Annotated in this window: 20 protein-coding genes and 1 pseudogene; 13 read left to right on the top strand and 8 right to left on the bottom strand. The window is 62.0% G+C overall.

Going from position 1 to position 20,921, the window contains the following annotated elements; genetic code table 11:
* The first annotated feature begins 115 nt into the window (after positions 1–115).
* From GV818_RS30570 to GV818_RS30555, 4 genes are all read left to right on the top strand, one after another.
* The gene (locus tag GV818_RS30570) at positions 116–1,237 is read left to right on the top strand and encodes a beta-ketoacyl-ACP synthase III (protein WP_161757561.1); all 1,122 of its coding nucleotides are present in this window, start codon (positions 116–118) and stop codon (positions 1,235–1,237) included.
* An 80-nt stretch (positions 1,238–1,317) separates the two neighbouring features.
* Positions 1,318–1,932 (top strand): RNA polymerase sigma factor, encoded by a 615-nt coding sequence (locus GV818_RS30565; RefSeq protein ID WP_161757560.1) that lies wholly within the window; start codon positions 1,318–1,320, stop codon positions 1,930–1,932.
* Entirely contained in the window at positions 1,926–2,159 is a 234-nt protein-coding gene (locus GV818_RS30560; protein WP_025127985.1) for an anti-sigma factor family protein, read from the top strand. Before GV818_RS30565 ends, GV818_RS30560 begins: the two co-directional genes overlap by 7 nt.
* 406 nt (positions 2,160–2,565) lie before the next feature.
* Positions 2,566–3,900 carry an OprO/OprP family phosphate-selective porin gene (locus GV818_RS30555; protein WP_161757559.1) on the top strand — a complete coding sequence of 445 codons (1,335 nt, stop codon included), beginning with the start codon at positions 2,566–2,568 and terminating at the stop codon, positions 3,898–3,900.
* 107 nt (positions 3,901–4,007) lie between these two features.
* Here the strand turns inward: GV818_RS30555 and GV818_RS30550 are convergent, their stop codons facing one another.
* Both GV818_RS30550 and GV818_RS30545 read right to left on the bottom strand, forming a co-directional pair.
* On the bottom strand, positions 4,008–4,409 hold the full coding sequence (locus GV818_RS30550; RefSeq protein WP_178125201.1) for a DUF4440 domain-containing protein: 402 nt from the start codon (positions 4,407–4,409) through the stop codon (positions 4,008–4,010).
* Positions 4,390–5,757, bottom strand: coding sequence for an MFS transporter (locus tag GV818_RS30545; RefSeq protein ID WP_161778363.1), 1,368 nt, complete (start codon positions 5,755–5,757; stop codon positions 4,390–4,392). The genes GV818_RS30550 and GV818_RS30545 overlap by 20 nt, the downstream gene beginning before the upstream one ends.
* 84 nt (positions 5,758–5,841) lie before the next feature.
* Here GV818_RS30545 and GV818_RS30540 point away from each other — a divergent pair, with 84 nt between their 5' ends.
* Both GV818_RS30540 and GV818_RS30535 read left to right on the top strand, forming a co-directional pair.
* Positions 5,842–6,747 (top strand): LysR family transcriptional regulator, encoded by a 906-nt coding sequence (locus GV818_RS30540; protein WP_161778362.1) that lies wholly within the window; start codon positions 5,842–5,844, stop codon positions 6,745–6,747.
* Positions 6,748–6,833: 86 nt separating this feature from the next.
* Entirely contained in the window at positions 6,834–7,958 is a 1,125-nt protein-coding gene (locus GV818_RS30535; protein WP_161757556.1) for a GNAT family N-acetyltransferase, read from the top strand.
* Between the two features lie 3 nt (positions 7,959–7,961).
* Here GV818_RS30535 and aqpZ read toward each other — a convergent pair whose 3' ends face one another.
* From aqpZ to GV818_RS30510, 5 genes are all read right to left on the bottom strand, one after another.
* Positions 7,962–8,660 (bottom strand): aquaporin Z, encoded by a 699-nt coding sequence (aqpZ, locus tag GV818_RS30530; RefSeq protein WP_161757555.1) that lies wholly within the window; start codon positions 8,658–8,660, stop codon positions 7,962–7,964.
* Between the two features lie 337 nt (positions 8,661–8,997).
* Positions 8,998–10,830, bottom strand: a complete 1,833-nt coding sequence (locus tag GV818_RS30525) for an ABC transporter ATP-binding protein (protein ID WP_161757554.1) — start codon at positions 10,828–10,830, stop codon at positions 8,998–9,000.
* An 88-nt stretch (positions 10,831–10,918) separates the two neighbouring features.
* Positions 10,919–11,482 carry a peptidylprolyl isomerase gene (locus tag GV818_RS30520; RefSeq protein WP_161757553.1) on the bottom strand — a complete coding sequence of 188 codons (564 nt, stop codon included), beginning with the start codon at positions 11,480–11,482 and terminating at the stop codon, positions 10,919–10,921.
* A gap of 3 nt (positions 11,483–11,485) precedes the next feature.
* Positions 11,486–12,289 (bottom strand): alpha/beta fold hydrolase, encoded by an 804-nt coding sequence (locus GV818_RS30515; protein ID WP_161778361.1) that lies wholly within the window; start codon positions 12,287–12,289, stop codon positions 11,486–11,488.
* A gap of 30 nt (positions 12,290–12,319) precedes the next feature.
* A complete protein-coding gene (locus GV818_RS30510; protein ID WP_161757551.1) occupies positions 12,320–13,243 on the bottom strand; it encodes a LysR family transcriptional regulator in 924 nt (307 codons plus the stop codon).
* Positions 13,244–13,292: 49 nt separating this feature from the next.
* Here GV818_RS30510 and GV818_RS30505 point away from each other — a divergent pair, with 49 nt between their 5' ends.
* The 4 genes from GV818_RS30505 (at position 13,293) to GV818_RS30490 (ending at position 17,033) form a co-directional block, all read left to right on the top strand.
* On the top strand, positions 13,293–13,607 hold the full coding sequence (locus tag GV818_RS30505; RefSeq protein WP_161757550.1) for a 3-phosphoglycerate kinase: 315 nt from the start codon (positions 13,293–13,295) through the stop codon (positions 13,605–13,607).
* 159 nt (positions 13,608–13,766) lie between these two features.
* On the top strand, positions 13,767–14,366 hold the full coding sequence (locus tag GV818_RS30500; RefSeq protein ID WP_161757549.1) for an FMN-dependent NADH-azoreductase: 600 nt from the start codon (positions 13,767–13,769) through the stop codon (positions 14,364–14,366).
* A 243-nt stretch (positions 14,367–14,609) separates the two neighbouring features.
* Positions 14,610–15,476: a carboxylate/amino acid/amine transporter gene (locus tag GV818_RS30495; RefSeq protein ID WP_161757548.1), complete on the top strand. Its 867-nt coding sequence runs from the start codon at positions 14,610–14,612 to the stop codon at positions 15,474–15,476.
* A 321-nt stretch (positions 15,477–15,797) separates the two neighbouring features.
* Complete coding sequence (locus tag GV818_RS30490) at positions 15,798–17,033, top strand: MFS transporter (protein WP_218579766.1); 1,236 nt, start codon at positions 15,798–15,800, stop codon at positions 17,031–17,033.
* A 113-nt stretch (positions 17,034–17,146) separates the two neighbouring features.
* On the opposite strand, the gene GV818_RS30485 is transcribed toward GV818_RS30490, so the two are convergent.
* The gene (locus GV818_RS30485; RefSeq protein ID WP_161757547.1) at positions 17,147–18,445 is read right to left on the bottom strand and encodes a mechanosensitive ion channel family protein; all 1,299 of its coding nucleotides are present in this window, start codon (positions 18,443–18,445) and stop codon (positions 17,147–17,149) included.
* A 193-nt stretch (positions 18,446–18,638) separates the two neighbouring features.
* Between GV818_RS30485 and GV818_RS30480 the strand changes: the two genes are divergently transcribed.
* The 3 genes and pseudogenes from GV818_RS30480 to GV818_RS30470 form a co-directional block, all read left to right on the top strand.
* Positions 18,639–19,979, top strand: coding sequence for a DEAD/DEAH box helicase (locus GV818_RS30480; RefSeq protein WP_161757546.1), 1,341 nt, complete (start codon positions 18,639–18,641; stop codon positions 19,977–19,979).
* A 140-nt stretch (positions 19,980–20,119) separates the two neighbouring features.
* Positions 20,120–20,497, top strand: a complete 378-nt coding sequence (locus tag GV818_RS30475) for a hypothetical protein (protein ID WP_161757545.1) — start codon at positions 20,120–20,122, stop codon at positions 20,495–20,497.
* A gap of 141 nt (positions 20,498–20,638) precedes the next feature.
* Positions 20,639–20,921: pseudogene (locus GV818_RS30470) on the top strand (ShlB/FhaC/HecB family hemolysin secretion/activation protein); the annotation flags it as partial.

Raw genomic sequence — 20,921 nt, 5'->3', positions numbered from 1 at the left:
CCGGGCGGATCGGAATAAAGCGATGCCAGGGAGGGTCCCACCAGCGGGACCGTCCCTTTACGGTTTGGCACGAGGGTGCCAATACCTTTTGCCTCAACACACTAGAGGAACGACCGTGCATAACGTCGTCATCAGCGGCACCGGCCTGTTTACCCCGGCCAACAGCATCTCCAACGAAGAGCTGGTGGAATCTTTCAATGCCTACGTCCACCAGTTCAACCGCGACAATGCCGCGGCCATCGAGCGTGGTGAAGTACAGGCGCTGACGGAATCCAACGCCGCGTTCATCGAGAAAGCTTCGGGTATCAAAAGCCGCTTCGTCATGGACAAGGAGGGCATCCTCGATCCGCAACGCATGGCCCCGCGCCTGCCGGAGCGCTCCAATGACGAGTGGTCGGTGCTCTGCCAGATGGCTGTCGCCGCCGCCGAACAGGCCCTGCAACGGGCCGGCAAGACCGCCGCCGACATCGATGGGGTAATCGTCGCCTGCTCCAACCTGCAGCGCGCCTACCCGGCGATCGCCATCGAAGTCCAGGAAGCCCTAGGGATCCAGGGCTTCGGTTTTGACATGAACGTGGCCTGTTCCTCGGCGACCTTCGGCATCCAGGCTGCCTGCAACAGCGTGCAACTGGGCCAGGCCCGGGCGATCCTCATGGTCAATCCGGAAGTCTGCACCGGGCACCTGAACTTCCGTGACCGCGACAGCCACTTCATTTTCGGCGACGCGGCCACCGCGGTGATTATCGAGCGTGCCGACCTGGCCACATCCAAGCACCAGTTCGAGATTGTCAGCACCAAGCTGCTGACCAAATTCTCCAACAACATCCGCAACAACTTTGGCTTCCTCAACCGCGCGGCGCAAGAGGGTGTCGGCGCCCCCGACAAGCTGTTCGTCCAGGAGGGCCGCAAAGTCTTCCGCGATGTATGCCCGATGGTGGCGGAACTGATCGCCGCTCACCTGGAACAAAACCAGCTCAACGTCAGTGACGTGAAACGCTTCTGGCTGCACCAGGCCAACCTCAGCATGAACCACCTGATCGTCAAGAAGCTCCTGGGCCGCGAAGCCTCGGTGGAGGAGGCGCCGGTGATTCTCGACACGTATGCCAATACCAGCTCGGCGGGCTCGGTGATTGCCTTCCACAAGTACCAGGATGACCTGGCCAGCGGTGCCCTGGCAGTACTCAGCTCCTTCGGCGCGGGTTATTCGATCGGCAGCGTCCTTCTGCGTAAGCGTTGATCTACGCTGGTCGGGGTGTGGCGTCGCGGGCTTTCGGCGCGTCACACCCCACTCAAACCCGCATGATGAACGAGGCATGAATGGCCGCTGCTGATGATACGCAACTGCTAGAACGCCTTTTGGCGGGCGAACAAAAGGCCTACAAGGAACTGGTCAGTACCTACCAGAGCGCCATGCGCGCGGTGGCTTATGCAATTGTCGGCAGCCGTAACGCCGATGAGGTGGTACAGGATGCCTGGCTCTCGGTGGTGCGCAATCTCTCAGGTTTCCAGGGGCGCTCCAGTCTCAAGACCTGGTTGCTGACCATCACTGCCAATGCGGCCAAGAACCGCTACAAGCAGAACCGTCGGGAAGTGTTGCTCGATGATTTGCCCGCACCCCACGGTACGGTCGGCGACGAGCGCTTTTCATCCAGCGATGGCCATTGGCTGGTGGCGCCTTTTGCCTGGCACGAAGACACCCCTGAAGCCTTGCTGACCGAGGCGGAATTGCGCGACTGCCTGGAGCACACCCTGCTCAGCCTTTCGGAACTGCAAAGCAGTGTGTTGCTGCTGCGCGAACGTCAGGGCCTGGAGCTGGAGGAAATCTGTAATCTTTTGGGGCTCACGCTCTCCAATGTTCGGGTGCTGCTGCACCGGGCGCGCTTGAAGGTCTTTGCCACCGTGGAGCATTTTGAGGAAACCGGCCAATGCTGACCTGTAAGGAACAAGTGGCACGTTCAAGCGATTATCTCGATGGCCAACTGAGCTTTCGTGAACGCTTGATGGTGCGTCATCACTTGCTGTTCTGCCCCAACTGCCGACGTTTCATTCGCCAGATGCGCCTGCTCCAGGCCACCTTGCGCGTGCTTCCCGAGCCGCCTCTGGAAGGTCTTGACGAGTTGGCCGAGCGCTTGGCTGCCGAGAAAAAACGCGACCTCTGATTGCGCTGGAACGTGGGTGCCGTCAGCGAACCCGCCTCGGTATCTGCCTTGCAAGGCAACCCCTCCCGGATCCACCCGCACCTGCCCATTCTGTGTTCGTCCTGGTATTCGCACGGCCTTCGCCAGCGGTTGCAGGACAGGCTGTCAGCCGCCACGAAAATGTCATCCGATCGAAGGTGACAGCTGCGGATCGTCCCGGTTTTCCCCTGCAAAAACCTCTGCGATGGCTCTAATACGGGCGTTTTGCCTTATTTCTTTTCGAAGTAAAAAAGTTCCCCTGTAATCAAATCTTTATCTGGCAGCAATCCAGCTGAAATAACCCGTCGCCAAGATTCCCACCCAACACCAGCGGGCCAACCCCGCGTGTTTTCCAACGCTACAGACCACCAATTAGGGGAACTCTTCGATGATCCGTAAGCACTTCGCCGGTTTTGCCGCCAGCGCCCTGGCCCTGGCAGTAACCGCCCAGGCTTTCGCTGGCACCGTCACCACTGACGGCGCCGATATCGTAGTCAAGACCAAGGGCGGCCTTGAGGTTGCTACCACCGACTCCGCGTTCAGCTTCAAGCTGGGCGGTCGTCTGCAAGCCGACTATGGCCGCTTCGACGGGTTCTACACCAAGAATGGTGACAGCGGCGACGGCGCCTACTTCCGCCGTGCCTATCTGGAATTGGGCGGTACCGCCTACAAGGATTGGAAATACCAGATCAACTACGACTTCTCTCACAACTCGGGGACCGCCGATGACGGTTACTTCGACGAGGCGTCGATTTCCTACGTTGGCTTCAAGCCGGTGACCATCCGCGCCGGTCGCTTCGACGAAGACTTCGGTCTGGAGAAAGCCACCAGCTCCAAGTGGGTCACCTCCATGGAGCGTAACGCCGCCTACGAGTTGGCTGACTGGATCAACTCCCACGAGAACGGCATGGGCCTGCAAGTCAGCTCGGTAGTCGCCGACATGGCCTACCTGTCCGGCAGCGTGGCGGCCAAGGACATCAACGACAAGGACGGCGACAGCGTCAAGCAGTTCAACGCCCGTGCCGTGTTCGCCCCGATGCACGAAACCGGCAACGTCCTGCACTTCGGCCTGGACTTCGCCAGCCGTGACGTCAGCGACACCGCTTTCGACTCGCGGATCCGTCCACGCCTGGGCGTTCGTGGTATCGCCACTAACGGCGGCAATGATGCCGGCACCAACGGCAACCGTGCCACCTTCGGCGGCGGCGCCGGCCTCAACGCTTCGAGCCAGACCGCAGTCGGCGCCTACGACAACGACCGGGTGTTCGGCGGTGAATTCGCCTTCGCCACCGGCCCGTTCTCGGCCCAGGCGGAATACCTGACCCGCAAGCTGCAGGCCGACAGCAACGCCTACAAGGACGTCAAGGCCACCGGCTTCTACGGCCAACTGGCCTACACCCTGACCGGCGAGGCGCGGGTGTACAAACTCGACGGCGCCAAGTTCGACACCATCAAGCCGACGAACAAGCAGTTCGGCGCCTGGGAAGTGTTCTACCGCTACGACAACATCAAGGTTGATGACAAGAACGTCGTAGCCGCCACCGCTACCCGTGACGTCGGCGATGCCAAGGCCACCATGAACACCATCGGGGTCAACTGGTACGCCAACGAGGCGATCAAGGTTTCCGCCAACTACATCAAGGTCAACACCGACAAAATCACCAACAGCGTTGGCGATGACAGCGGCGATGCCCTCGTGGCCCGTGTGCAGTACGTGTTCTAAGGCTGTCGCTTAACCCTGCTAGAGCTCTTTCTCATCCGTTATAGCTCCTGTTGTTTTGACCCCGCTCCGGCGGGGTTTTTTTTGCCTGATGCTTGGCCTGGCGCGCTTCAGGGGCAGGCGGTTTCATGCAGGTACAGCCACTGCACCGAGTCGGCCTGCACGCGGATGATTGCCAGGGACAGGCGCGAGGTTTCGACCTGGTCCTGGCTGTGGGTTTCCTTGTAACGGATGGCCGCGCTGCGGCCTTCCTGCCACACGCAATGCAGGTCGCTGAGATGGATTTGCAACCCGGCCCGGCTGCCCAGGGCGCTGCGAAACAGCTGCTCGACCTGCTCGCGGCCGACCATCGCACCGCCGGTGGTGACCATCTGGAAATCCTCGGCGAACAGCGGCAGCAATTGCTCGATGCAGGCCGCACCGTCCCCCTGCTGGTTGGTGAAGACGCTGTGAATCAGTTGATGAATCCAGTGCACGCTGTACTGCGCCTGCTTAATGATCGAGTGGGGCATGGGAGTCCTTGGGTGGGTTGAGTCGGTTCAGGCTCAGGAGCGGCATCAGTCCGGCCAGGGCGGCCAGGAGCACGCTCAGGTGATAGGCCGGTATGACTTCGAGGAATCTGAGCAGCAGGTTGTAGATCATCAACAGCAAGGCCGCGCCGAGGCTGAACGCCATCTGCCGGTTGATGTTCCAGATCACGCTGGCCTTGTGCGTATCAGTGCCTGCGAAGTCCAGCAGGGCAGTGGTCTGTGCAGTATTGGCGCCGGCGCCACCACCCAGGCCCATCAAGGTGTAGGCGAGCAGTATCAGTGGCAGGTCGGACGTCGAGTCGACCCCGCACAAGGCGGCAATGCCCAGGCTGTGCAGCACCAGGGCGATGGCGAACAGGCGCGCCGCGCCAAGGCGGTTGTAGTAGCGGCCGCAGGCGAGCATCGCCAGCAGGGCGCCGGCCGCGTACAGCAGCATGAACATGCCGCTGTGTTGGGCGCTCAGGTGCAGGCTGTCCTGGAGGAAGAACAGGCTCAGCAGGTTGACCCCGGTGAAGATCCCGGGAATCGCGTAATAGATCCCGACCGACAGGCCGAGACGGGGATTTTTCAGCAGTTGCAGGTCGACGATGGGCTGTTCGCAACCTCGGCAGTGACGCCGGTACAGCACGGCGAACAACAGGCCTGTGGCCAGGCACAGCAAGGCCTGGTACGGCGGATAACCGCTGCCATACAGCGACATGCACAGCAGCAGGGAGCCCAGGGTCGCGCTCAGCAACAGCAGGCCGCGCAGGTCCGGGCGGGGCGGCGGCGTGTTGCGTTCAGCCTTGATCCAGCACCAGGACAACAATGCCGCCAGCAGTGACAGCGGCAGGCTGGCAAGGAACACCCAGTGCCATGAACTGTGGTCGACAATCGCCCCGCCCAGGGCCGGCGACAGGGCCGGGGCCAGCAGCGCCACCGCCATGACCAGGGTCGAGATCCTGGCCCGTTGCGCGCCCTGGAACAGGTTGAAGGTCAGCGCCTGTCCCAAGGGAATCAGCAGGCCGCCGGCCATGCCCTGGACCAGTCGCCAGAACACCAATGACAGGAAGCCATCGGCCAGTCCGCAGAGCAAGGCTGCGAGGCTGAACAGCAGCATCGAGGCGCAGAGGATTTGCCGATTGCCGAAACGTCCCGCCAGCCAGGTGCTGATGGGAATCACCAGGGTCAGGCCGAGGATGTAGGCATTGGCGACCCAGGCCACGGCGGCGCTGGACACCTGCAGCTGGGCAGCAATGCTGGGCATGGCCACAGCCGACATGAAGATGTTCACGCAGTCGATAAAGAACCCGAGGAGGAATACCACCGCCACTTTGTATCTATAGGTCATGCCGTCCCCCTTTTTGCGCGCAGCTTAGGGAGCTTGGGGTGTGGCTGTCGAGGCGCCTATACTTGACTCATTGTTTAAGGATATTTGACAGTGAGCGAAGCTTTGCACGGCCAGTTGCACCGGGTTCAGACCTTTCTCGCGGTGGTGGATTTTGCCTCCTACACCCGCGCCGCGCAGTATCTGGGTATCAGCAAGGCCATGGCCAGCTTGCATATCAAGGCACTGGAGCAAGCGTTGGCGACGACCTTGCTGATCCGTACCACGCGGCATGTCGCGCTGACTGAAACCGGCCAGGATCTCTATGATGAATTCAAGGGGATTGTCGCCAATATCGACACGGCTTTTGACAATGTGCTGCACGGGCGCAACCGCGTAACGGGCAAGCTGCGCATCAGCTCCACGGCGGAATATGCGGAGACCTTCATCCTGCCGATCCTGCCGTTGTTCACTGCGCGTTACCCCGAGGTGCGCCTGAGTTACCACTTCAATTCGTCGTTGAATGACCTGGTGGCGGAAAAACTCGACCTGGTAATCCGCCTCGGGCATCTGCCGGACTCGGGGTTCAAGGGCCGCAAGCTGGCAGATTATGCGATCACCCTGGTGGCCAGCCCGGGGGTGTTCGAGGGCGGTACTCCGGCTCAGCCCGAAGACCTCGGTGAGCTGCCGTGGATTGGCAACAGCAATCTGGCGGGGCCAGCCAGCTGGACGTTCAGTCATCCACGCCGGGGCGAGGTGGAGGTACGGGTCAACCCCGGGCACGAGTCGAACTCGGCAACGGCGATTCGCGCCCTGGCAGTGGCCGGCCTGGGGCTGGCGGTGCTGCCGGAATGGGTGGTCCTTGATGACCTGGCCAACGGGCGCCTGGTGCGGGTACTGCCGGAGTACCGCCTGGCGACGCAGCCGGTGCATGTGCTGTTTCCCAACACTGCCCACCTGCCACGCAAGTCGCGGGTGTTCATCGACTTTCTGGCGGAGCATCTGGGGCGTTGACCGCGTTGCAGGGGCCTGGCTGTTTCGGTGAGCCCGGTGATGGGGGATACTCGCCGGGTTGTTCGATCTGAATTCCGGGGACCCCGATGCCGCTGCAATCCTTGAACAGTCTGTCCGCCGTCGATCCCGTGCAATGGGATGGCTTGCTCAAGGACGGGCAACCCTTCGTGCGTCACGCTTTTCTCAGTGCCCTGGAAGACAGCGGCAGCCTCGGCCCTCGCTCCGGCTGGCAGGCCGAGCACCTGTTGCACGTGGAAGATGGCCGTCTGCTGGCGGCCCTGCCCAGCTACCGCAAGTGGCACTCCTATGGCGAATATGTCTTTGATCACGGTTGGGCAGAGGCTTGCGAGCGGGCCGGGATCGACTATTACCCCAAGTTGCTGACAGCGGTGCCCTTCAGTCCGGTAAGTGGTGCGCGGGTATTGGCGGCGACTCAGGCGGACGCGCTCGAACTGCTGAAAAGCCTGCCTGGCTACCTGGAAATCGAAGGTCTTTCCAGCGCCCATATCAACTTCACCGATGACTTCAGCGACCAGGCCCTGGCGCAGCAACCGGGGTGGTTGCAACGCTTGGGTTGCCAGTTCCATTGGCAGAATCGTGGCTACCGGGACTTTCAGGATTTCCTCGACGCCTTGAGCTCGCGCAAGCGCAAGCAGATGCGCAAGGAGCGCGAGCAGGTGGCGGGGCAGGGCTTTGATTTCCAGTGGTTCGAAGGCCATGAGCTGCAGGAGGCACAGTGGGATTTCGTCTACGCCTGCTACGCCAATACCTATGCGGTGCGGCGCCAGTCACCCTACCTGACCCGAACCTTCTTCAGCCTGCTGGCCGAACGCATGCCCGAGGCGATTCGCGTGGTCCTGGCCAAGCAGGGCGGGCGGCCGGTGGCGATGGCATTCAGTCTGTTGGGGGGAGACAGTTTCTATGGTCGTTATTGGGGCTGTCTGGCGGAGTTCGACCGCCTGCATTTCGAGACCTGCTTCTATCAGGGCATGGAGTATGCGATCGCCCAGGGACTGCAGCGTTTTGACGCAGGAGCCCAGGGCGAGCACAAGCTGATCCGCGGCTTCGAACCGGTGCTCACGCGGTCCTGGCACTACCTGCGCCACCCCGGGTTGAACGCCGCGGTGAAGGATTTCCTGCAGCAGGAGCGAGCGGGCGTCCAGGCCTATGCCGAAGAGGCGAAGAACGCCTTGCCCTATCGGCAGGCCTGATTCTCAGCTGTCTTCCTTGCCCAGCCAGCGATAGACCACGCCACCGATCACCGCGCCGAGGATCGGAGCCAGCCAGAACATCCACAGCTGCTGCAGGGCCCAGCCGCCGACAATCAACGCCGGGCCGGTGCTGCGGGCCGGGTTGACCGAAGTGTTGGTCACCGGGATCGAGATCAGGTGGATCAGGGTCAGGGCCAGGCCGATGGCGATTGGTGCCAGCCCTGCCGGGGCGCGCTTGTCGGTGGCGCCGAGAATGATCACCACGAACATCCCGGTCATCACCAGTTCACAGACAAACCCCGCAGCCATCGAATAGCCGCCGGGGGAGTGTTCGCCATAGCCGTTGGAGGCCAGCCCCGAAGCCAGTTCGAAGCCGGGCTTGCCGCTGGCGATGAAGTACAGCAGGGCTGCGGCGATCACTCCGCCGAGGACTTGCGCGACTACATAGGCGGGCAGCTCCCTGGCTGGAAAGCGTCCACCCACTACCAGCCCCACGGACACGGCGGGGTTCAAGTGGCAACCGGAAATATGGCCGATGGCGAAGGCCATGGTCAGCACTGTCAGGCCGAACGCCAGGGCGACTCCGAGCAAACCGATGCCGACGTTGGGGAATGCCGCTGCGAGCACGGCGCTGCCGCAACCGCCCAAGACCAGCCAGAACGTACCGAGCAACTCAGTGACAGAACGTTTGAACAAAGACATGGATGAGTCCTTGATAGGTCAACCTATCAACGCGATACCGCGGTTATGCATCCCTCGGGTCAACTACAGATTCCGCCCCGGAACCTAGGCTCAGTACAGCAGGCTTTTGGCGCAATTCCAGAGGCAGCAAAAAAAACGCCAGGGCTCCCTGGACCAGGAGCTCTGGCGTTTTTATCGCGGTATTTCGCTGGCACCGCTGCTTGCTAGTGACTGTCGCCGGCAGTGATCGAGGCGGCAGGACTTGCCCTGGCGCTTGGCGGTTTCTCTGCAGGACCGGAGCGCCGGGTTTTTCGGCCCCGGCGCCGCCTTGGGCAACAACTGCACGGCAGGTGCCGGATCAGTCGATGCCGACGAACCCCCCGGTCTGGTGCTGCCACAGTCGTGCGTACAGCCCGCCATGGGCCAGCAGTTCGGCGTGGGTGCCGGTCTCGGCAATGCGACCATGCTCAAGGACCACCAGGCGGTCCATGCGGGCGATGGTCGAGAGGCGGTGGGCAATGGCAATCACGGTCTTGCCCTGCATCAGGGTCTCCAGGCTTTCCTGGATCGCTGCTTCGACTTCTGAGTCCAGGGCCGAGGTGGCCTCGTCCATGATCAGGATCGGCGCGTCCTTGAGCAGCACCCGGGCAATGGCGATGCGCTGGCGCTGACCACCGGACAGCTTGACCCCGCGCTCGCCGACGTGGGCATCGAAGCCGGTGCGGCCCTCGGCGTCGGACAACTGCGGGATGAACTCGTCGGCGCGGGCCTTGCGCACGGCTTCCCAGAGCTCCTCGTCGCTGGCATCGGGCCGGCCGTAGAGCAGGTTGTCACGGATCGAGCGGTGCAGCAGCGAGGTGTCCTGGGTGATCATGCCGATGCGTTCGCGCAGGCTTTCCTGGCTCACTTCGGCGATGTTCTGGCCGTCGATCAGGATCTTCCCGCCCTGCAGGTCATAGAGCCGCAGCAGCAGGTTGACCAGGGTCGACTTGCCGGCCCCGGACGGGCCGATCAGGCCGATCTTCTCCCCGGGACGGATGTCCAGGTTGAGGTCGCTGATGACCTTGTTGGCCTGGCCATAGTGGAACTCAACGTGCTCGAAACGCACGCCGCCCTCGCTCACCGTAAGCTTCGGCGCTTGCTCGCGGTCGGTGAGTTGCAGCGGCTGGGCGATGGTCTTCAGGCCATCCTCGACCATGCCGATGTTTTCGAAGATGCCGTTGATCACCCACATGATCCAGCCGGACATGTTGACGATGCGGATCACCAGGCCGGTGGCCAGGGCGATGGCGCCGGCACTGATCAGCGACTGGCTCCACAGCCACAGGGCCAGGCCGGTGGTGCTGACGATCAGCAGACCGTTGAGGCTGGTGATGGTCACGTCCATGGCGGTGACCACCCGGCCTGCCAGCTGGCTTTTCTCGGTCTGCTCGGCGATGGCTTCGCGGGCGTAGCTCTGTTCGAAATGGGTGTGGGCGAAGAGCTTCAGGGTGGTGATGTTGGTGTAGCCGTCGACGATCCGGCCCATGAGCTTGGAACGGGCGTCGGAGGCGTCCACCGAGCGCTTCTGGATACGCGGGACAAAAAAGCGCATGGCGCCGATGAAGCCGGCGATCCAGAGGAGCAGGGGGATCATCAGGCGCCAGTCGGCATCGGCGAACAGGATCAGCGAGCCGATGGCGTAGATGGTCACGTGCCACAGGGCGTCGATCACCTGTACCGAGGAATCCTGCAGCGAGTAACCGGTCTGCATGATGCGCTGGGCGATGCGCCCGGCGAAGTCGTTCTGGAAGAAATTCAGGCTCTGGCGCAGCACGTAGCTGTGGTTCTGCCAGCGGATCAGGCTGGTCATGCCGGGGTTGATGGTCTGGTGCATCAGCAGGTCGTGCAGGCCCACCATCAGTGGCCGGAACAGCAATGCCACCACGGCCATCCACGCCAGTTCCAGGCCGTGCTCGCTGAACACCTGGGCGTTGGGCGTGCCTTGGGCCAGGTCGATGATGGTGCTCAGGTAACTGAACAGCGACACCTCGATCAGGGCCACGAACAGGCCCACCACCAACAAGGCGACGAAGCTCGGCCAGACTTGCTTGATGTAGTGGAGGTAGAAGGGCAGTACCCGATTGGGCGGGGTGGCGCTGGGGGCGTCGCGGAAGATGTCGATCAGTTGTTCAAAACGACGATAGAGCATGGGGGCTGCAGCCCGTGGTACGGGCTCTCCTGTTCAGAAAACGGACGGGGCGCCGGGTAGGCGCCGCCGCCGGGACAGGCCGCTGGATTCAGTCGATGCGCTTGGCCGACTTGATCAGCACCGGGTCGATCGGCACGTTCTGCATGCCTTGCTTGGTGGTGGTCTGGGAATTGACGATCTGGTCCACCACGTCCATGCCGCTCACTACCTTGGCGAACACCGCGTAGCCGGCATCGCGGCCCGGGTCGAGGAAGGCGTTGTCGGCGACGTTGATGAAGAACTGGCTGGTGGCCGAGTTGGGGTTCGAGGTACGGGCCATGGACAGGGTGCCGCGCACGTTATGCAGGCCGTTGGACGCTTCGTTCTTGATCGGGTCGCGGGTGTCCTTCTGCGTCATCTGCGCGGTGAAACCACCACCCTGGACCATGAACCCCGGGATCACCCGATGGAAGATGGTGTTGGTGTAGAAGCCGCTGTCGACGTAGTCGAGGAAGTTCTTGCTGGAGATCGGTGCCTTGACCGGATCCAGTTCCACTTCGATCTTGCCGAAGCTGGTGTCCAGCAGGACGTGAGGCGCCTTGGCCGGTTGTGCGGCCATCAGGTTGGCAGCGAACAGCACGGAGCCGGCGACGAGGGCGATTTTTTTCAGCATGGGTCAGTGATCCTGGGTGGTGGTGTCGACTGTGGTTATGAATTCGAGCAGGGTTTGGTTGAAGCGCTGCGGCTGGTCCAGTGGCGTGGCGTGTCGGGAATCCTCGATCACCACCAGCCGTGCGTCCGGCAACAGTTTTACGTAAGCCTCTTTGACCGCCACTGGCGTGTAGTCGCGGTCGGCGCTGACCACCAGGGTTGGACAGGTGATACGGCCCAGACGTTCCTGAACCCCCCAGCCAACGATGGCGTCGAAGCTGGCGAGATAAGCACGTTTGTCGTTTTTTGCCCAGCGTTCGGCCATCTTCTGCCGCAGCTCTGCCTGCTCCGGCTTGGGAAACAGCCGGTCGCCCAGGGCCTTGCCAATGGTGGCCAGGCTGAGCAGGCGGGTCAGGCTCCAGCGCTTGAACCACTGCCAGTAGTCATTGGCACTGCGTACCTTGACCTCGGGCGCGCTGTTGACGATGCACAGGCTTTTCAGCAACTGCGGCTGATCCACCGCCAGCTGGAAGCCGATCATGCCGCCCATGGACAGCCCGACAAAATGCGCGGGCCCAAGGTTCAGGTGTTCGATCAAGGCTATCAGGTCGGCGCTGAAGCCCTTGATGCTATAGCGCTCCCGGGGCTTGTCGGAGCGGCCGTGGCCACGAATGTCCGGGATGATCAGCCGATATCGCAGCGCCAGCTCGGGGATCTGTTTCTCCCAGTCCAGGGCGCTCGAGCCCAGGCCGTGAACCAGCAGCAGGGGGTCCCCCCGGCCATATTCCTCGTAGTGCAAAGTGCAACCTTCATGCTCGAAATACGCCATGGCAGAACTCCTGTTCTGGTGGTTGGGAAATCAGGCTTGCTCGGGGGCGGCAAAGGGCGCATCCAGGGGCGCGGTGTCGAAGGTGCGCAGCAGTTCCACGAGGATCTGCGTCGCCGGGCCCAGGGGTTTGTCCTTGTTGGAATAGAGGAAGAAAGTCGGGTGGCGACTGCCGCCCTGGTCCAGGGGCAGTACCTTGAGCAGGCCTTCGCGCAACTCCCGCTCGATCAGGTGCCGCGGCAGCCAGGCGAAGCCCAGGCCGCTGCTGACGAAGCTGGCGGCGGTGGCCAGGCTGCCGACGGTCCAGCGTTGTTCGGCGCCGAGCCAGCCGACGTCGCGCGGCTGCTGGCGACCGGAGTCGCGGATCACCACTTGCAGCTGGCTTTCCAGGTCCTGGAAATGCAGTTCCCGCTGCAGGCGGTGCAGGGCGTGTTCGGGGTGAGCCACGGCGACGAACTCCACCGCACTCATCTCGGTGCCCAGGTAGCCGGGAATGTTGAAACCACTGATGGCCAGGTCGGCGACGCCTTCGAGCAGCACTTCCTCGACCCCGGACAACACTTCTTCGCGCAGGCGTACGCGGCAGCCACGGCTTTGCGGCATGAAAGCGGTCAGGGCCCGCACCAGGCGCGCGTTGGGGTAGGCGGCGTCCACTACCAGGCGCACTTCGGCTTCCCAGCCTTGCTCCATATGGTGGGCCAGGTCTTCCAGCTGGCTGGCCTGCTTGACCAGTTGCCGGGAGCGGCGCAGCAACACGCCGCCGGCCTCGGTGAGCACGGCCTTGCGGCCGTCGATACGCAGCAGCGGCACGCCGAGCTGGTCCTGCATGCGCGCCACGGTGTAGCTGACCGAGGATTGCGAGCGGTGCAGGGCTTCAGCGGCCTGGGCGAAGCCGCCGTGGTCGACCACGGCCTGCAAGGTGCGCCATTGATCCAGGGTCACGCGGGGCGCTTTCATGAGGGGCTCCTCTTGTCCTAAGCTGGCGCTCCTTATTGGAGACTGCCGAATGAGAAAGTTCTGTTGTGTGTTGCTGGCTCTGTTGCCCTTGAGCGCCTGGGCCTATCCCATCGATGTCGAGAAACAGCTCAACGGCACGAGCATCGACTACACCGCCTACGACACCGATGAGGATATCGGCTCCATTCAACTGAACAACTTCGGCAACACCGACGCGGTGTGTTCGGTAGTGTTTCGCAACGGCCCCGAGGCGCCACGCACGCGCAAGGTGGAAGTCGCCGCGGGCAAGAGCAAGAACGTCACCGCCAAGTTCAATCGCAAGATCATCAGGTTGCGCCTGGAGTTGAGCTGCCAGGCCAAATGATCGAAGCTGGGCCGGCGCGGCGTATTACGGTGGAACTGGCTCAGCTTATAAACGAATTTATTGATTGGTTATAGCAGTTATTTGCGCTTTTTCATCGATATCACTCTGTTTAATCTGCGCTCCATCGACTTACGCATACCCCGATGGAGGCTTCAGCCCATGTCCCGCGTCCTGATCATTGAAAGCAGCGCCCGTCAGCAAGATTCCGTTTCCCGCCAGTTGACCCAGACCTTTACCCAGCAATGGCAAGCCGCTCACCCTGGCGACTCGATCACCGTCCGTGACCTGGCCCGCAACCCGGTGCCGCACCTGGACGCCAACCTGCTGGGGGGCTGGATGAAGCCCGCCGAGCAGCGCAACGCCGCCGAGCAGGATTCCCTGCAGCGCTCCAACGAGCTGACCGAAGAGCTGCTGGCCGCCGACGTGCTGGTGATGGCCGCGCCGATGTACAACTTCGCCATTCCCAGCACCCTGAAAGCCTGGCTCGACCACGTGCTGCGCGCCGGGGTGACCTTCAAGTACACCGATACGGGCCCGCAAGGCCTGCTCACTGGCAAGCGCGCCTACGTGCTCACTGCCCGGGGCGGCATCTACGCTGGCAGCGCCGCGGACCATCAGGAACCCTACCTGCGCCAGGTGATGGGCTTTATCGGCATCCATGACGTCGAGTTCATCCATGCCGAGGGCATGAACCTGGGGGGCGACTTTCACGAGAAGGGCCTGAATCAGGCCAACGCCAAGCTGTCCCAGGTCGCCTGAGCCGCGAGGCGACCGTCTGGCGGGCAAGCGCTGCCGTTAATCTCCAGATAATCGCCCAGTGTTCAAGTAACGCCTGCGCACCCCCTTCAAGCCGGTTCGCGCATCGAACCTCCCTTTGCACTGGTTGCTCCTTCAGTGTCCCCGCCCGATTGCACGCCTAGCGAGATCGGGCTTTTTTTTGCCCGGGATTTCATCTCCTGGGGCAAAACCGCTATCGTCGCCGCCATTCAAGATGAGGCGAACATGGGCTATCTACTTTTTGTCACGCTGATCCAGGCGTTTTCCTTCAGCCTGATCGGCGAATACCTGGCCGGGCACGTCGACAGTTACTTCGCCGTATTGGTGCGGGTGCTGTTGGCCGGGCTGGTGTTCATTCCGCTGACCCGCTGGCGCCGAGTGGAACCGGCGTTCATGCGCGGCATGTTGCTGATCGGCGCCCTGCAGTTCGGTATCACCTACGTCTGCCTGTACCTGAGCTTTCGGGTGCTGACGGTGCCGGAGGTGCTGCTGTTCACCATTCTCACGCCGTTGCACGTGACCCTGATCGAAGATGCCCTGAACCGGCGTTTCAATCCCTGGGGCTTGCTGGCCGCGTTGGTGGCGGTGGCAGGGGCGGCGGTGATTCGTTATGACCGCATCAGCCCAGACTTCTTTATGGGTTTTTTGCTACTGCAATTGGCCAACTTCACCTATGCCGCCGGGCAGGTGCTGTACAGGCATCTGGTGGCGCGGCACCCCAGCGACCTGCCGCATTATCGGCGTTTTGGCTACTTCTACCTGGGGGCGTTGCTGGTGGTATTGCCGGCGTTCCTGCTGTTCGGCAAGGCCAACTTCCTTCCGCAAGCCCCCCTGCAATGGGGTGTACTGCTGTTTCTCGGGCTAGTGTCCACGGCCTTGGGTCTGTACTGGTGGAACAAGGGCGCCTGCTTGGTGAGCGGCGCGACCCTGGCAGTGATGAACAACCTGCATGTGCCGGTGGGGCTGCTGATCAACCTGCTGATCTGGAACCAGCATGAAGCGCTGGGGCGGCTGTTGCTGGGCGGCTTGGTCATTCTGGGGGCGGTGTGGATCAGCCGCCAGGATCGGCGGTCGGCGGGAGCCTTGGGGTAGAGGTCGGCGGACTCCCGCACACACCGTTCACCGGGATTGCCGTGTAGCGGCTGCACGACGTTACCAAACGCCTCAGCGTGGCCAATCAACCAGGACTCACCGATTCTCGACAATCGGCGAGTCCTTTTTTTTGCGGTTTTTTTCTGCTTTGGCAACAAGCAGTTAGAGGATGTCGAGGGGCTGCCCGGAAGTCGGAGCGATTGGCAGGGAATGCTTGGCCGCAAAGTTGCATTCATCTGTATATACAAGTCTATGTGATAGCCGTGGCGAGCCCAGGCGACTTCAAGGTTCAGCCTCATGCAGCAGGGAGAGCGAGTGGTGATGAGAAAGCAGATATTTCCAGGCTGGTATGTGGTGTTCGCGACCCACGTCCTGTTGACCTTGATCTTTGGCGCCGCCTACTCCTTTGGCGCGTTTTTCTCCCACATCCAGACCAACTTCGAGGTCGGGCGTTTTTCCGTGGCCTCGGTGTTCTCACTGACCGCATTCATCTATTACACCGTCGGAGTCTTTGCCGGTGCCCTGGCCGATCGCATATCGACCCGGCGGGTGGTGGGCGCCGGCATCCTCTCGTTGGCGCTGGGTTTTTTCATCAGTAGCCAGGCCGGCGGATCGTTGTGGTTGTTCCTGCTGAGTTTTTGCGTGCTGGTGGGGCTCGGGGTTGGACTGGTGTATGTGCCGAGCGTGACCGCGGTGCAGCGCTGGTTCGTCAGGAACCGCAGCCAGGCTTCGGGCATCGCCCTGGCCGGAACCGGGGTCGGGACATTTATCGGACCCTTGGCCGCGGGGCTGCTGATGGAGCACTTTTCCTGGGAAACCACGCTGCAGATCTTTGCTGCGGTGATATTCGTCGTCGGTCTTGGCGGGGCCTGGCTGGTCAAGGGGCAGCCGCAGGCGCAAACGCAGGCACCTCTGGCGTGTCGTCAGGAAACGCCACCGGCCGCCACTGGCATGGGTTTGGCGCAAGCGCTGTGCACGGGACGTTTCTGGTGGTACTTCGTGGCGATTTTCTGCGGCTCGGTCGGCCTGTTTGTGGCGGTCGTCCACATCAATCCCTACGCTCGGGAGGCTGGACTTGCGGTTTCCGAGGCCAACTTGCTGATTGGGTTGATTGGTGTCGGCAATGTTGCCGGGCGCCTGTTCCTCGGCAGTCTGGGTGACCGCATCGGTTCCCTGCGTCTACTGGTGGCGCTGACGTTCGTCCTGGTGCTGCTCAATCTCTTTTGGCTCGGCGCCGATGGGTTCGCTGCGTTGGCGCTGTTCGCCTTGTGCTTCGGCCTGGTCAACGGCGGTTGCATCTCTCTCTACCCATCGCTGGCCGCCGATTGGTTCGGCACCGCCAACCTGGGGGCGATCCTGGGGGCGTTGTACCTTTCAGTGGGGGGCGCGGCGCTGATTGGCGGGAGCATTGCCGGGTTGCTGTTTGACCTTTACCAAAGCTACGCCGCCTCGATCATGCTGGGGGCGCTGTGCGCAGTGCTGTCGGTGCTGTGCATCCTGATGGCCGCGCGCCCACTGCCCGAGGTTGCGGTTGCCGCGTCGGTGACAGAGGCGTGACTTGAGGCAGCAGCGCCTCGGGTTCTGCGTCCGTATCCGGTCAGCGTCTGCTGACGGACCAGGCGCGAGGCGCCAAGGCGCCCCTGCCGGGCCGTGTGGATGGCAAGACTGGCTCAGAGCGCGTGCTTTTCCACCTGCGGAATATGGCTGGCGCCGAGCACGGCTGGCAGGATCCCAGCCCGCAGGTCGGTGCCGCTGGGCTGCTGGTAGAGGTTCAGGCCGAACTCCGGCATCACCGCCAGCAGGTAATCGAAGATGTCGCCCTGGATCCGTTCGTAATCCACCCACGCGGTGGTGCGGGTAAAGCAGTAGATCTCCAGCGGGATGCCCTGGGCCGTGGTCTGCATCTGGCGCACCATGCAGGTCATGTTCGGCTGGATCTCCGGATGGCTCTTCAAGTACGCCAGGGCATAGGCGCGGAAGGTACCGATGTTGGTCATGCGCCGGCGATTGGCCGACAGCGCCGCGACGTTGCCCTGGGCTTCGTTCCAGCTTTTCAGCTCGGCCTGCTTGCGGCCGATGTAGTCGGTCAGCAGGCGCACCTTGCTCAGGCGTACTTCTTCGTCGTCATGCAGAAAACGCACGCCGCTGGCATCGATGTACAGGCTGCGCTTGATCCGCCGACCGCCGGACTGCTGCATGCCGCGCCAGTTCTTGAACGATTCGCTCATCAGGCGCCAGGTGGGGATGGAGACGATGGTCTTGTCGAAGTTCTGCACCTTGACCGTGTGCAGGGTGATGTCCACCACGTCGCCATCGGCGCCGACCTGGGGCATCTCGATCCAGTCGCCGACCCGCAGCATGTCGTTGCTGGTCAGTTGCACGCTGGCGACGAAGGACAGCAGGGTGTCCTTGTAGACCAACAGGATCACCGCCGACATGGCGCCTAGCCCGGACAGCAGCAACAGCGGCGAGCGGTCGATCAGGGTGGCGACAATGATGATCGCGCCAAACACGTACAGCACCATTTTCGCCAGTTGCACGTAGCCCTTGATCGAGCGGGTGCGGGCGTGCTCGGTGCGCGCGTAGATGTCCAGCAGGGCATTGAGCAGGGCGCTCAGGGCCAGGAGCTGGAACAGGATAGTGAAGGCCATGGCCAGGTTGCCGAGGAACAGCATGCTGGTCTTGCTTAACTCCGGCACCAGGTGCAGGCCGAACTGGATCACCAGGGACGGGGTCATCTGCGCCAGGCGGTGGAACACCTTGTTGTGGCGCAGGTCATTGAGCCAGTGCAGGGCCGGCTGGCGCCCCAGCAGCCTGACGGCGTGGAGGATGATGTAGCGTGCCACCCGTCCGAGTACCAGGGCGACCACCAGCAGCAGGGTCAGGCCGATGCCGGCATGCAGGAGAGGGTGTTGATCGAGTGCTCCCCAGAGATCCTGGGTATTGAGCCAGAGCTGTTTGAAATCCATGGGCTAAATCGATTCTTCTATATGGCACAAGGGATGGATTAGAGCATTTAACCCCAGCAAAGTTACGGTCAAGGACAAATCGGTTAACAAAAAACCAATTCTTTACGACCGTTTGCACAAAGAAACTCGGCCTTCGCGCTCGAAACCGTTACCCTATGCAGCTGTTTTTTTGCATATCTTCGAGGTAGCACCCGTGTTTTCCCAATTCGCCCTGCACGAACGCCTGCTCAAAGCCGTGGCCGAGCTTAAATTTGTCGAGCCGACGCCGGTGCAGGCAGCGGCTATTCCGCTCGCGCTACAAGGGCGTGACCTGCGGGTGACGGCACAGACTGGCAGCGGCAAGACCGCGGCCTTCATCCTGCCGATTCTCCATCGTCTGATCGGCCCGGCGAAGGTCCGGGTCAGCATCAAGACCCTGATCCTGCTGCCGACCCGGGAACTGGCCCAGCAGACCTTGAAGGAAGTCGAGCGCTTCTCGCAGTTCACTTTCATCAAGTCCGGCCTGATCACCGGCGGTGAAGACTTCAAGGTCCAGGCCGCCATGCTGCGCAAGGTCCCGGACATCCTCATCGGCACCCCGGGCCGCATGCTCGAGCAACTCAACGCTGGCAACCTCGACCTCAAGGAAGTCGAAGTGCTGGTGCTCGACGAAGCCGACCGCATGCTCGACATGGGCTTTGCCGAAGACGTGCAGCGCCTGGTGGACGAATGCCCGAATCGCCAGCAGACCATGCTGTTCTCCGCCACCACCGGTGGCTCCGGCTTGCGCGAGATGGTCGCCAAGGTCCTCAACAACCCTGAGCACCTGCAACTCAACAGCGTCAGCCAGCTGAACGAAACTACCCGTCAGCAGATCATCACCGCCGACCATAACCAGCACAAAGAACAGATCGTCAACTGGCTGCTGGCCAATGAGACCTACCAGAAGGCCATCGTCTTCACCAACACCCGGGCCATGGCTGACCGTATCTACGGCCGCCTGGTGGCCCAGGACTACAAGGCGTTCGTGCTGCACGGTGAAAAGGACCAGAAGGACCGCAAGCTGGCCATCGACCGCCTGAAGCAGGGCGGGGTGAAGATCCTCGTGGCCACCGACGTGGCCGCCCGTGGCCTGGACGTTGACGGCCTGGACCTGGTGATCAACTTCGACATGCCGCGCAGCGGCGATGAGTACGTGCACCGCATCGGTCGTACCGGCCGTGCCGGCAATGACGGCCTGGCCATCTCGCTGATCTGCCACGGCGACTGGAACCTGATGTCGAGCATCGAGCGCTACCTCAAGCAGAGCTTCGAGCGCCGTACCATCAAGGAAGTCAAAGGCACCTACAGTGGCCCGAAAAAGGTCAAGGCGTCCGGCAAGGCCGTTGGCGTGAAGAAGAAAAAGACCGACGCCAAGGGCGACAAGAAAAAGTCCGTGGCCAAGACACCGACCAAGCGCAAGAGCGCCAACCGGCCGAAAAGCGACAGCCTGGTCAGCCAGGATGGTATGGCGCCGCTCAAGCGCCGCAAGCCAGAGGCGCCGGCGGCTGAATAAGCCTGCAGCCTGATGCGAACAAAAAGCCCGGACTTGCTCCGGGCTTTTTTATGGCTTGTGCGTGCCGCAGACCGCGCCGGTTGTGCCTGATGAACACTGGTTGGGCGTTACGTCTTGAACCCGCTCAGTGGAAATAGACGATGAGTGACTATTTTGATCAGGCGTTGCGTGAGGACTTGAAGGCGCTTGTCGCCGCCGGGCGGCTCAGGCTTTCTCTGGATGTCGATCATTGCTTCAGCCTGATGAAAGCCCTGTTGCCTATCAGGAACCTGCGTCCTGATTGGCAGCAGATGCCATTCCTGGTGACCGGAGTGGCTGAGCGTCGACAGGACAGGACTGAGGTGTTCAGCGCTTTTTTCGAACGCATGGTGCATGAGTTTCGCTTGAGCGCAGAGGCGCTCTACGTCGGCGACAGTTGCACTGACATCGCGGTGCTGGCCGATCAACAGTCCGCTACCAAGAAACCTTTCCTAAAGATTCAGAAACGTCTGATGTGTCGGTTACCGGAGCAAATCTAGTATCGGCACCCACTACAGGGCCCGGATTCTGGGGGTACGACAGTTTTTCGGGGTGTGCAGCGTTTATTTGACGTCAGTATGGTGGCACATTAACATCGCCCGCCTTGTCTTGACCCTTGCTGCCCTTTCGAAGGACCGAATATGTCTCTCTCCACCCTCGGGATGAGGTTGTGTCAGGTATTGTCTTGCCTGTTGTGCTTGAGCATTGTGCCAAGCAGCATCCTTGCCGCCCCTTTTAATAATCCCGGTGATCAGGAGTTGATCCGCGACCGGCAGAACCGTCTGCTGGAAGACCAACAGCGGCGTCTCGAAGAACTCAAGGACCTGCCCGGCAAGAGCGCCGCTCCCACAGCGCCGACCACCCCGGCCGACAGCCGTTGCTTTGCGATCAAGGACATCCAGCTCAAGGGCGCCGACTCGCTGT

The organism is Pseudomonas sp. Fl4BN1 (genome assembly GCF_009908285.1).
Lineage (GTDB): Bacteria > Pseudomonadota > Gammaproteobacteria > Pseudomonadales > Pseudomonadaceae > Aquipseudomonas.
This window is presented reverse-complemented; position numbering and strand designations above follow the sequence as displayed.